The sequence below is a fragment of the Rahnella sp. PD12R genome, assembly GCF_019200965.1.
In the GTDB taxonomy this organism is placed as follows: Bacteria; Pseudomonadota; Gammaproteobacteria; order Enterobacterales; family Enterobacteriaceae; genus Rahnella; species Rahnella laticis.
Window position 1 is genome coordinate 183101 of the sequence record NZ_JAHTMS010000005.1, and the last position, 12625, is coordinate 195725.

The 12625-nt window shown below is 52.5% G+C and carries 12 protein-coding genes; 7 read left to right on the forward strand and 5 right to left on the reverse strand.

Annotated features, from left to right (window positions below; all coding sequences use genetic code 11):
* Window positions 1-45: 45 nt before the first annotated feature.
* From KWG64_RS11955 to KWG64_RS11965, 3 genes are all read right to left on the reverse strand, one after another.
* Window positions 46-1368, reverse strand: a complete 1323-nt coding sequence (locus KWG64_RS11955) for an MFS transporter (protein ID WP_218522000.1) — start codon at window positions 1366-1368, stop codon at window positions 46-48.
* 287 nt (window positions 1369-1655) lie between these two features.
* Window positions 1656-2771, reverse strand: coding sequence for an inner membrane protein YhjD (gene yhjD / locus KWG64_RS11960; protein ID WP_218522001.1), 1116 nt, complete (start codon window positions 2769-2771; stop codon window positions 1656-1658).
* Window positions 2772-2855: 84 nt separating this feature from the next.
* Window positions 2856-3755: a LysR family transcriptional regulator gene (locus KWG64_RS11965; protein WP_195826053.1), complete on the reverse strand. Its 900-nt coding sequence runs from the start codon at window positions 3753-3755 to the stop codon at window positions 2856-2858.
* A gap of 125 nt (window positions 3756-3880) precedes the next feature.
* Between KWG64_RS11965 and KWG64_RS11970 the strand changes: the two genes are divergently transcribed.
* A complete protein-coding gene (locus KWG64_RS11970; RefSeq protein WP_218522002.1) occupies window positions 3881-4639 on the forward strand; it encodes an SDR family NAD(P)-dependent oxidoreductase in 759 nt (252 codons plus the stop codon).
* Window positions 4640-4662: 23 nt separating this feature from the next.
* Here KWG64_RS11970 and KWG64_RS11975 read toward each other — a convergent pair whose 3' ends face one another.
* Complete coding sequence (locus KWG64_RS11975) at window positions 4663-5409, reverse strand: flagellar brake protein (protein WP_218522004.1); 747 nt, start codon at window positions 5407-5409, stop codon at window positions 4663-4665.
* 270 nt (window positions 5410-5679) lie between these two features.
* Between KWG64_RS11975 and KWG64_RS11980 the strand changes: the two genes are divergently transcribed.
* The 6 genes from KWG64_RS11980 to mqo all read left to right on the forward strand — a co-directional run bounded on the left by KWG64_RS11980 (window position 5680) and on the right by mqo (window position 11245).
* Window positions 5680-6738 carry a GGDEF domain-containing protein gene (locus tag KWG64_RS11980; RefSeq protein WP_218522005.1) on the forward strand — a complete coding sequence of 353 codons (1059 nt, stop codon included), beginning with the start codon at window positions 5680-5682 and terminating at the stop codon, window positions 6736-6738.
* Window positions 6739-6829: 91 nt separating this feature from the next.
* Entirely contained in the window at window positions 6830-7408 is a 579-nt protein-coding gene (locus KWG64_RS11985) for a cytochrome b (RefSeq protein ID WP_165060829.1), read from the forward strand.
* Between the two features lie 31 nt (window positions 7409-7439).
* Complete coding sequence (locus tag KWG64_RS11990) at window positions 7440-7982, forward strand: tetratricopeptide repeat protein (protein ID WP_195826057.1); 543 nt, start codon at window positions 7440-7442, stop codon at window positions 7980-7982.
* A 43-nt stretch (window positions 7983-8025) separates the two neighbouring features.
* Window positions 8026-8517 carry an RNA polymerase sigma factor gene (locus tag KWG64_RS11995; protein WP_370628668.1) on the forward strand — a complete coding sequence of 164 codons (492 nt, stop codon included), beginning with the start codon at window positions 8026-8028 and terminating at the stop codon, window positions 8515-8517.
* Entirely contained in the window at window positions 8514-9299 is a 786-nt protein-coding gene (locus KWG64_RS12000) for an anti-sigma factor (RefSeq protein ID WP_218522006.1), read from the forward strand. Before KWG64_RS11995 ends, KWG64_RS12000 begins: the two co-directional genes overlap by 4 nt.
* Before the next feature lie 302 nt (window positions 9300-9601).
* Complete coding sequence (gene mqo / locus KWG64_RS12005) at window positions 9602-11245, forward strand: malate dehydrogenase (quinone) (protein ID WP_218522007.1); 1644 nt, start codon at window positions 9602-9604, stop codon at window positions 11243-11245.
* 176 nt (window positions 11246-11421) lie between these two features.
* On the opposite strand, the gene KWG64_RS12010 is transcribed toward mqo, so the two are convergent.
* Entirely contained in the window at window positions 11422-12606 is a 1185-nt protein-coding gene (locus KWG64_RS12010; RefSeq protein WP_218522008.1) for a helix-turn-helix transcriptional regulator, read from the reverse strand.
* Between the last annotated feature and the right edge of the window lie 19 nt (window positions 12607-12625).

Here is a 12625-nt window from a genome sequence, read left to right on the forward strand (position 1 = left end):
AAGGCACCGTGCCGGGCGAAAAACCTGGCACGGTGTCCGGATCAGTTACAGCGACTGATGGGCAGTTTCTTTGGACAGCAGCAGCGCGATCAGCGTCAGCGTTGCCATAAAGGCCAGATAAACGCCCACATAGAACAACCCGTAATGAGTTGCCAGCCAGGTGGCGATGTACGGCGCGACGGACGCACCCAGTATCGAAGACACATTATAGGAGAAGGATGCGCCAGTGTAGCGGACTTCTGTCGGGAACAGTTCCGGCAGCAGCGCGCCCATCGGACCAAACGTCAGCCCCATCACCATAAAACCGCACAGCAGGAAGATCATCACCAGCGCCTGCGAGCCTGAACCGAGAATGGTCGGGAAGCACAGTGCGAAAACAATCATCAGCAAGGTAATGCAGATCATCGTTTTGCGACGCCCAAATTTATCCGCCAGCTGGCCGGCAACCGGAACCATCACGCCGAAACCGACTACGCCAATCATCAGCATTAGCAGGAATTCATTACGCGGAATGCCCAGACCGACGGGCTGCGCTGCCGTGCCGTAACCCAGTGAATACACGGTCATGATGTAGAACAGCGTATAGGTCGCCACCATGATGAACGTGCCGAGCAGGGTCGCTTTTTTGTATTTGGTGAACAGTGTGCCAATCGGCACTTTCACCTGTTTACCGGCTTTGGCGATTTTGGCAAAGACCGGCGTTTCGTGCAGGGAAACACGCACGTAAAGGCCAACCAGTACCAGAACCGCAGAAAGCAGGAACGGTACGCGCCAGCCCCAGGAAATAAACTGTTCGTCAGTCAGCAGCCAGGACAGCAGCAGGAACATGCCGTTAGCGAAGAAGAAGCCAATCGGCGCGCCAAGCTGCGGGAAAGAACCGTACAGCGCGCGTTTTTTCGGTGGCGCATTCTCCGTTGCGAGCAATGCTGCGCCGCCCCATTCGCCGCCCAGACCGAGACCCTGACCAAAACGTGCCAGCGCCAGCAGCATCGGTGCGAAAACGCCAATCGTCGCGTAAGTCGGCAGCAGACCAATGACAACGGTGGAAACACCCATGGTCAGCAGGGACGCCACGAGCGTCACTTTTCGCCCGACGCGGTCGCCAAAATGTCCGAACAGCGCGGAGCCAATCGGACGCGCAATAAAGGCGATAGCGAAAGTGGCGAGCGACTGTAGCGTGGCGGCCGTCGGGTCGCCCTGCGGGAAGAAGATATGCGGGAACACGATCACCGCAGCGGTGGCATAAATGTAAAAGTCGAAAAACTCGATAGCCGTCCCGATCAGCGACGCAACGATGACTTTTCCGCGTGAGTTCTGATTCACCAGATTGGCGTCAGCTTCTAATTCTTGAGCGATGGAGGCTTGCATAAGTGTTTCTTATTTGTTGTTGATGAAATAGAGGGTTTGTAAATAAATGTGTGGTGAAAGGGCATCTTATGCAGAGCCAGACGGGTTTTCAACGAGGGAGAAATGCTCAAAAACGGCATTTCGGGCGGGATCGGGGGAATCTATTTTGGTGTCGCCCGTTTGCAAATCATAAGTTTGCTCAATGGAACAAATTCAGAGTAACTGACTGCAAAACCGTGAAATAAAAGTACGGCCATTAGTCAGTTATTCTGGTTTTAAGGGCAGTGAGAAGCGCTATCTGGTGTTATTCACTGATTCTTGGTTTCATTTTCAGAATTAACGGCGGTTATATGCATTTCATCTGGCACGATGAGGTCGTCAGGCGTGTATTCACTGTCGTTTCCCGACGCCGCTTTTGCGCCTTTTTTCCCATGATCGGGCATGACCGGGTCATCTTTGTATTTCGCGGTGGCAATCCACGCGGCGACAAACAACGTCAGGCGGGCGAAGAAATAGAAGAACGCCATCAGGCCAATGACCGAACCGAACGCCGCACCGGAAGGTGAGGTGGCCAGTTTCGGCAGCGTCATGGTCATCACGAATTTAATCACCTCAAAGCCAATCGCCGCCAGCAACGTCCCGCGCAGCAGGGCTTTCTTGCGCGGTTTATGGCGCGGCAACATCCAGAAAATCCACAGGAACAGCAGATAGTTGGCCGCAATGGAAATCACCAGCGTAATACTGGTCATTACCGGCCTCAGCCACTCGATACCGCCGAGCCCCAGCGCATCCACAATGGTTTTTTGCGCCGCACCGGCAATAGACGTCAGCGACAGCGTGATGATCAGCGCCAGCACCAGCCCGGTCAGCGAAATAAAATCGCGAATGTAGCGGCGGTAAATCTTCTCCTGATCCTGCGGATTGCGTTCCCAGACGTCACGCGATTGCGCGCGGATCGCCTCGCGCAAATTTCCCATCCAGCTGATGCCGGAGTACAGCGCAATCAGCAGGCCGGATAACCCGACGGCGGTACGTTGCTGAATGGCGGTGTTGACCGTGCTTTTCAGCGTATTCGCCAGATTCGGGTCACTGATGCTGTTCACGATTTTATTGATGAGACCGGCCAGCAGGTCCGGATTGGACGCCAGCACGAAACCCACGGCGGCGAAGGAAACCATCAGAATCGGGATCAGCGAGAGGAACGAGAAATAGGTGATCGCGGCACCAAACTGGCTGCCCAGACGATCGTTGAAACGTTCCGTGGCCCGCAGCAAATGCGCGACCCAGCCCCAGGACTGAACGTGTTCCACCAGTCGCGAAAATCTGCCGATATTTTTATCCACCGTCGAATTGCCGGTTTTGATGTTAATCAGCGGAGCGGGTTTTTCCTGTTTTACCGGTTCTTGCTTAGAAATAATGGGCATTGATCCATGTTGTCCTTAAAAGTGCATCCAGCCTTAAGTATAGACGGCTGAGCCGTCCGGGCGATGTCCGGCGGGTTTAACCGCTCAGGCAATGAACGTTTGGGTGATTTCTGTCAGCCAGTCCATGAAGACTTTGACGCGCCGCGAAAGGTTCAGGCGGTGCGGATAAACCAGCGTCACGGGCATCGGCGGCGCGCGGAATTGCGGCAAAATACTCACCAGCTGGCCGCCCGCCAGCGCGTTACGCACACCAATCAGTGGTGCCTGAATAATCCCCAGACCGGCCAGACAGGCAGAAACATAGGTTTCCGTGCTGTTGACCGTTACCGCGCCGCCGCTTTTGACGGTTTTCACCTGCTTGCCGTCGAGATATTCAAACGCAGACGTATGGCTGCCGAGCGTTTGTTCGTAATGCACCATCGCATGCTGCGCCAGCTGATCGGGGTGATCAGGCGTGCCGTAGCGTTGCAGATAACCGGGGCTGGCGCAGTTAATCACGCTCAGATGCCCCAGCGGACGGGCGATCAGACCGGAATCCTTTAAAGTGCCGCTGCGCACCACGCAGTCAAACCCTTCGCGCACGACATCCACGCGGTGATCGGTGCTGCTCAGTTCGATTTCCAGCGCCGGATAGCGGTTCAGAAACTCCGCCAGACGCGGCAACACCAGATGCGTCGCCATGCCGACCGACATATCTACGCGCAACCGCCCGCTGATGCTCGCCGGGTTCGACTGAAACATCGATTCGAGTTCGTCCATGCTGGAAAGCAGTTCCTTGCAGCGCTGATAAAACACCTGACCGTCCTGCGTCAGCTGAACGCGGCGCGTGGAACGGTGCAGCAAACGGGCGGACATGCGGATTTCCAGTTGCTGGACCAGCCGCGACACGCTGCCTTTGGGTAATCCCAGGCTTTCGGCGGCACGGGTAAAATTGCTCAGTTCCGCGACGCGAACGAAAACCTTCATTGATTGAATTTTATCCACATTTTGCCCGATTGTTGTTGGTTCTGAGACAGTGAAACTCATTATGGACTATTTATCATTACAGCGGAGTCCAATAGGCTATGTTTTAAACAACGAAAACGTACCAAAAGCCAATGAGGTCTGAAATGAATCGTAAAATCGCTATCGTAACCGGTGGGAGCCGTGGTTTAGGCCGGAATGCCATTGAAAAACTGGCGAAAAAGGGTGTTGATGTCATTTTCACTTACCACAGTCAGATTGACGCGGCGAAAGCCGTGGTCCAGACCGTGGAAGCTTCGGGCGGAAAGGCGGTGGCATTAGCGCTCAATACCGGCGAAACCGGATCGTTTGATGCGTTTGTGGCTGAGGTGAAAACGCAGCTTCAGCAGGTCTGGCAGCGTAAGACTTTTGATTTTCTGGTCAACAATGCGGGCGTGGGGCTGCATGAAGCGTTCACCGACACCACCGAAGAGCAGTTTGACCTGATGATGAATATCCACCTGAAAGGGCCGTTCTTCCTTACGCAAAAACTGTTGCCGCTGATGGCCGACGGTGGCCGTATTCTGAATATTTCCAGCGGTCTGGCGCGGTTTGCGCTGCCGGGCTCTTCGGCTTACGCCATCATGAAAGGCGCAATTGAAGTGCTGACGCGTTATCAGGCGAAAGAGCTGGGTGCGCGTGGTATCACCGCCAACGTTCTGGCACCGGGAGCGATTGAAACGGATTTCAGCGGCGGAATGGTGCGTGATAATCCGCAGGTGAACCAGATTGTCTCCGCGAACACCGCGCTGGGGCGTGCCGGTTTGCCAGATGATATCGGCGGCATGGTGGCGCTGATGCTCAGCGATGAAGCGGGCTGGATGAACGCCCAGCGCGTAGAAGCGTCGGGCGGCATGTTTATCTGAGCCGTTTTTCTCAGATCTGAACGTTAACTTTCCTGGAAACGCCTGGCTTTGAGATGTTGCTGTTTTTCCAGCTCGAAAATCGCCCGTTGCAGATCACGTTCCTGCGCGGGCGACAAATGCGGAAACTTAAAACTCAGCCGCTGCGTGCTGACCGTTTCGCCTTTGTTGCTGACAGATTTACGCGGCATCGAGCCGATGTATTGCAAATCCAGCTTGAACGAGCCGAGTTCCGCCAGCTGAATCAGCGAATCTTTCAGCACCGCGCCGGAAGCCATTTCCGGTGGCGTTGTGCCGTCAATTTCCAGCCCAAGACCGCCGAGAGAGATATCGCGCACGCGATAGGCAAACTCTGACGCATCCGGCAGTTTTCCGCTGCAACGATAATCCGGCAGCCAGGGAACGTTCACGCGGAAATACTCGCGGCGCTGGATAAAATACAGGACGGGCGGAATATCGCAGGTAAACGTCGGCAAACCTTCGTACGTCACCTGACGTACCTGACCGCAGGCAAATTCCACTTTCGCACCGGTCGGTTCCGCGACAAAGTTCAGCGTCCCGGCATCGATCGCCAGACCGTTTTCATAATCTGAGCTGCCCAGATCGAACAAAAACTGATGGTTATCAGAATCTACGTCCAAAATTTTACTGATAAATTGCCCGCGGGCGTGACTGACCATGACCAGCGTCTGGTTCTTCTTCAAGTCACGCAGTACGGACAAGATTGCCAGCGTGTTCCGCTTAGCAAACGACTCTCGGGATACTTCGCTCACCTGCCACACCTCTATATGCAATGATCACAAAATGTTCGTCCAGCCCTCGAAATAAAAAGTGCCTATTACGGATATCGGTTATTCAGAACAAAACTTTAATGTGCAATAACGGGTATTTTCTCCGGCTTAAGGTGAAATTCCGCCGAAGCCAGGCCGGAGTTTGTGCCGTCTTCACTTTATATATAGGCTATCTTTCACACTATCGAAGGTTATTTTCCGCCCCTGTCACGGATTTTTGTTGTCCGGTTCGCAGCGGGTTGCAGGAGTTGTATGGAACAAGTGATCAAGTCGCTGGATGCGCTTTACATCAATATTTGCGTGACTTACGCCAGCCTGGTGTTTTTCTATTTTTTCCTCAGCAGCGACAGCCCGCTCGGGCCGAACTCCCCGCTCTACAAGCGTGTGTTGTTCGGGGTGCTCTGCGGTGGCGTGGCGGCTTTTCTGGATCGCGATTTGTTCCGCCTCAGCGACACGGTGTATTACAGCTTTGAGATGATCCCGCTGGTGATTTGCGTGTTCTACGTCGGCTGGTTCAGCGTGCTCTGTGGGTTTATTGTGAAATTTTTCCTCACCGGAATGTTCACCATCGATAACCTGTTTGTTGCGGTGATGATTGCGGGCTTTTGCTATTTCAGGCCGTGGCGCGACAACAACATCCGCACCTTCGCCATCGCGACGTCGATAGTCCTGGTGATCCGGCTTTTGGTCTCTGTTCCTTATCTGGATTCCTGGGCGATTATCTGGAGTTCACTTGGCTACCAGTTGGTGACGCTTTTTTGCATGTTTATCTGCTACCACGGGCTGGGAGGCAAATTCCGTTACGTGCGCGCGTTTTTCCGCGAGAAAGAAAACTCGTCGATGGATTTCCTCACCAAAACCTTTAACCGCATGGGGCTGGAAGAGCACCTGAAAGCGGTGCAGAAAAACCACAGCGGATTCGGGCTGGCGATGCTGGACATCGATTTCTTCAAGAAAGTGAACGATACCTACGGGCATGCCATCGGCGATGAGGTGCTGGTGCGCGTGGCGAATGTGGCGCGGATGATGCTGCGAAAAGACGATGTTCTGGCGCGTTTTGGCGGCGAAGAGTTTGTGATTCTGATTGCCAGCGGCAACACCTACGAATGCGTGAAATGCTGTGAGCGTATCCGCCGCGCGGTCGAAAGCACGGTCTTTATCAATGCCGACGGCGAACCTTTCAAGATCACCGTATCGCTGGGCGTGGCGAACTATCAGACGGGTAAAAGTTTGCAGGAAAATATCATTGTGGCCGACGGCGCGCTGTATCAGTCCAAAACCAACGGACGCAACCGGACGACCAGCGTTTAACGATTTCTGAAAATTATTTTTCCCTCATACCGAATAAAAAGCGGTGCTCAGGTGTTTACCTCATATCGAACACTTACGGGCACCGTTTTTTATGCAAACTTCCACTTCTGTTTCCCGCCACCGTTACGACGGGCTGACCATTCTTCTGCACTGGCTGACGGCGCTGTGTGTCATTTTTCTGTTTGCCAGCGCGCATATCTGGGAAGTGCTTGAGCGCGGCACGCCGCTGCGCAAAGGGCTGCAATCCGTGCATATTTCTGTCGGGATTTTACTGGCGGCAATTATCCTCGGGCGTTTGCTCTGGCGGCTTTTTACGGTCAGCACCGGGCGCAGCAAACAGGAACCTGTTGCCATGCCGGTGATGATGAAAGCGGCGGCGCATCTGACCCATCTGGCGCTCTATATCTTGCTGGTCACGCAGATCGTGCTGGGCTTTTTGTTCCGCTGGTCGCAGGCCGAGCCCTTCTACTTCTTCGGGCTTTTCCCCATTCCTGACGTTTTCAACTTCGACAGCGTGATGACCCGAACCTTCGGCACGTTACACAACAACGTGGCCTGGGCGCTGATTGTTTTGGCGGGCGTACATGCGCTGGCCGCACTGTTCCATCACTACGTTCTCCGCGACGGCATTTTGCGCCGCATGCTGCCGGGCCGCGTCAGCCGCCCGTAAATAAACTCTCCCCTACAGGAAGACAAAAACTATGAAGACAAAAACAGTGATTCAGGCGTTGTCGGTGGTGTGTCTGGCGGGTAATTTGCTGATGTTCAGCGTCGCCGCGCACGCGATGGGTGATGATTCTGATGAGAAAAAAACGCCGGACTGCCCGAAAGGGCAAATCTACGACAGCAAAACCAAAAGTTGCATGGTGGACAAAGGCAGCATGATTTCCGATCAGGATAAAACCCAGTACGCCTATCATCTGGCGAAGTCGGGCCGGTATCAGGAAGCGCTGACGGTGCTCGACACGCTGAAAGACCCGAACACCAAAGAAGCCTGGAACTATCGCGGCTACGCCACCCGCAAACTCGGGCGTACCGATGAAGGCATCAGCTATTATCAGAAATCTATCGCCATCGATGCGAATTATGCCAAAGTCCGGGAATATCTCGGCGAGGCTTATATGATTAAAGGGCGTCCCGATCTCGCGAAAGCGCAACTGGCGACCATCAAAGGCCTGTGCGGCACCGGCTGCGAAGAGTATCGCGATCTGAGTGCGGCCATCGACGGACATCCTGAATCCTGAAACGGGGAAACGCTAAATTTCACCCACCGACTTACGTCATGAACTGAGTCAGTGTCTGGCACGTCTGTGGCGTTACGCGATGGTGTTATCGCGCAAGCCGGACGTGGCAGATGATCTGGTGCAATCGACCTGCGTGCGGGCACTTGAACGCTGCGCGCAGGTGGTTGATCGCGCCGGTGCCGATCGCTGGTTCTTTTCGATTCTGCACTCCATATGGGTCAACGAACTTAGGGCGCAGCACGTCCGTCAGGGGCAGGGATTTGTCGATGTCAGTGAAACAGACGCGCCCGCCGATGCGTTCTCTTTTGAAGACCGGCACTGGCATACGCAGGTGATGCAGCGGGTGAATGCCCTGCCGGAAGCCCAGCGGAACGCGGTGTTTCTGGTGTATGTCGAAGGTTTTACCTATCAGGAAGCGGCAATGACGCTGTCAGTGCCTATTGGCACCATTATGAGCCGTCTGGCGGCAGCCCGGCTTTCGCTGGCAAAAGACACCGGTACCGGCGCTCAGCCACAACAGGGAGAGAAAAAATGACCCGCGAAATCCCGCCAGCGCCATTCTCCGATGAAGTTCTGGTCGCCTATCTCGATAACCGGCTGAGTGAGAACCAGCGGGCGCAGTTTGATACACGGCTCGCCGCAGACGACGTACTGGCCGGGCGTCTGGCGCAGATGGCGCGCAGCAATTTGCCTTTCCACGATGCGTTCGGGTCGATGTTGCAGGACGCGCCGGTGGGGCGTTTGCAGGCAGCTTTGGACGCGATACCGGATGCACCGGTTGCCCGTTCGCGCGGATTCAGCCGCCGTTCGTTGCTGGCAGCGTCGGTCAGCTTTATGGCCGTCGGGCTGCTTGCCGGACGCTATTTCGCGCTGCTTTCCGGTGAATCTTCCAAAGACAACTGGCGCGATCGCGTGGCGGATTACATGTCGCTGTACACCGCGCAGACGCTGGCCGACGTGAATGATTCTGCTGAACAACAACAAATTCAGCTGGCGCGGGTGCATAAAACGATAGGCATCGGGCTCAGCCCGGCAGCGCTGGAAGTGCAGGGTGCTGAGCTGAAAAACGCCCGTATTTTGCATTACGACGACTACGATATTGCGCAGATCACTTACCTTGATGCGCGCTACGGGCCGATGGCGCTGTGCATTACCCGCAGCGAACACCGGGATAATACGGCGCAGGAAAGCGAAATCCGGCAGAAAATGAACGTCGTATACTGGCGCGAGGCGGGTTATAACTTCATGCTGATCGGCCACAGTCCCGCCGCCGTTATGGCCGCGCAGGCCGCGGCTTTGCGGGCTAATCTCGCCTGAGTAGTTTCTCAGCGAAACTAACTTATGTAATTATTTAAAGTATTAAACTATTTTTAATGCACGTAACGACGATGTTAAATTGTTTGCGAAATCTCGATAATATGAGTATTCGGTAACATTTGTGTGGTTGATTTGTCGTTGTTCACCGCGGTTTTCGTTACTCCCCATTATTGTCCTTTCAGACTCTGAGGAAATAATCGCTTATTTCCCCACCGCACCGGGTTGTTGATTTCGTTTATCCAGGGAATCTGGATAGCTTTCACCTGCAAAACTAAAACTAAACATTCAGAGAAACAGACGTCATGAGAAAGATACTCGCCATGATCCTCTGCCTTAACGTGGTTGCATTCAGCCAGTCAGCGTTCGCAGAAGATGAAAAGCCCGTTGATGTGTTACTGATCGGCGGCGGCATTATGAGCGCGACGCTGGGGACATACCTTCAGGAATTAGAGCCAGACTGGTCAATCGACATGGTCGAGCGTCTGGACGGTGTGGCGCTCGAAAGCTCCAACGGCTGGAACAACGCCGGTACAGGGCACTCTGCGCTGGCTGAAATGAACTATACGCCGGAAAAAGCCGACGGCAGCATCGACATTTCCAAAGCGGTCGAAATCAACGAATCCTTCCAGATTTCCCGCCAGTTCTGGACTTATCAGGTACAGAACGGCGTTCTGCACAACCCGCGTTCCTTCATCAACAGCACGCCGCACATGAGTTTTGTGTGGGGTGATGACAACATTAATTTCCTGCGTAAACGCTTCGCGGCGCTGCAACAAAGCACGCTGTTCCGCGGCATGGAATATTCAGAAGACCCGGCGCAAATCAAACAGTGGATCCCGCTGGTGATGGAAGGCCGTGATCCGAAACAGAAAATCGCGGCGACCCGTATTCCGATCGGCACCGACGTGAACTTCGGTGAAATCACCCGTCAGCTGGTAGCTTCGCTGCAGAAAAAACCCAACTTCTCGCTGAGCCTCGGCCATGAAGTGCGCGGTATCAAACGTAACCCGGATAACACCTGGAACGTGAAGGTGGCTGACCTGAAGAATGACGGCAAAGAAAGCGTCATCAAGGCGAAATTCGTCTTTATCGGTGCGGGCGGCGCGTCCCTGACCCTGTTGCAGGAATCCGGTATTCCTGAAGCGGATAACTACGGCGGCTTCCCGGTTGGCGGCCAGTTCCTGGTGACTGAGAACCCGGAAATCGTGAAACGCCATCTGGCGAAAGTGTACGGCAAAGCTGCTGTCGGCTCCCCGCCGATGTCCGTTCCGCACCTCGACACCCGTATTCTTGATGGTAAACAGGTTCTGCTGTTCGGGCCGTTCGCGACCTTCTCCAGCAAATTCCTGAAAAATGGTTCCCTGTGGGATCTGTTCGGCAGCGTCAATTTCTCCAACATCATGCCGATGACCCACGTGGGTATCGACAACTTTGATCTGGTGAAATATCTGGTCAGCCAGGTGATGTTGTCCGACGAAGACCGTTTCGATGCGTTGCGTGAATACTTCCCGGATGCGAAGAAAGAAGACTGGCGCTTGTGGGAAGCCGGTCAGCGCGTGCAGATCATCAAGAAAGATGAGAAAGAAGGCGGCGTTCTGCGTCTGGGCACCGAAGTGGTCAGCTCCAAAGATGGCAGCATTACCGCGCTGCTGGGCGCATCACCGGGCGCGTCTACCGCCGCACCGATCATGCTGCACCTGATGGAAAAAGTGTTTAAAGACAAAGTCGCCACACCGGAATGGCAGGCGAAACTGAAGGAAATCATCCCTTCTTACGGCACTGAGCTGAACGGCAACGTCGCCGCCACCGAGAAAGAACTGGGCGACACCAGCCGCGTTCTGATGCTGGACAACCCGCAACCCAAAGCGGCTGAACCGGCACCGGCGGCAGAGACAAATACTGCACCGAAAAAAGAGCAAAAAGTCGTCGCTGACGTCGCGCTCTGATCGGATTTATTAAACAGTGATTTTGAAGGCGCGGGAGACCGCGCTTTTTTTTGTTTCTGCTTTCCACCCCTTTCCTGAAAACCCGGAAATACTAAAAAGTGCTTGGAGCTAAAACCGATGTGCTTAAAGAGGGTTACCCTTTGCCTGGATAAAATGTGAAGAAATAAAAAAGTAACTTATTCATCAATGCTTAATTTTTGAAATATGGAATCATGTAATGAAGATGATATCCATTTGTTTTCATGAAGAGTTTGAATCTCTGTTTCCACAATAATCTCCAGATAACAAACAATTCTCACCAATTGAATTTGATTCCTAATGCCTATTTTTTCATATATGATATTACGCTGACTTTTTACCGTATTAATTGAAACCCCATTTTGGGTAGCAATGTCGCTAAGCTTACTCCCATTCCCTAAATGGGTAGCAACGTTGGCTTCTCGAAGTGTAAGATTAAAAAGCGTACATAAAATAGATTCGCTACGAACATTATGGAATGGATCACATATAATTAACGTAGCATTATGGTCATTCAACGATGTTGAATTGTTAGCCACTATACGAACCAGATAAAACCTATCCCTTTCGCGCTGAACTTTTATTAGTTTTGTGCGTTGATTGGTTGCTATAAAAATATCCATCAACGATTTTTTAAACTGAAAGTGGCTATGGCTATCTTGCATTTTTATATGGTTGTTCAGAAGCAATATGCCATCTTCTCTGACTAGTACTCCATGCCCTTCTGAATTCATTTTAATGAGTCGGCCTGACTTTGATATATTAATGATTGCAGTTGCAGAATTACTGAATGCGTCAGGAATATCAGTTTCGTTGAGAGATTGATTACATAACTGTAAATGTACATGAAGCGCATTTCTTAGAAGTGGAGATAATTGAGATATAGTATCAGAATCTGCCACCTTAAATTCCCCACGACGAGGATCACTTCGAACAGCTAGAATTCCCCGGTCTCCATTTTGAGAGTAAAAATTGACAAGTAGTGCATCCTTATATCCAAAGGATTGAAAAGAAGATCTATGAAATTTGCCCCACTCAGGGTCTTGATTACATAGATCAGCCATAGTAAATCCGGAATCCAGCTCGTATCGAGTGACTCTTTCAGATATAGGGTCATGATAGTCTCTTTTTTTAAGATAAAAATCAGAAAAAAAACTATCTACTCCTGTATGACAAACCAAATCCACAGGTTTTTTTGTGTTGCTTATTCGTAATGAAAGAGAGCTAGATGAAACACAAAATAGAGCATTAATGTTATTAAGTACTCTCTGAAGTGAGTATTGTGTATCGTCCACTCCGTAAAGTGGACGCAATACTGAAGAAAAGATATCATGACTTTCCATATCTGATACCTATCTTAAT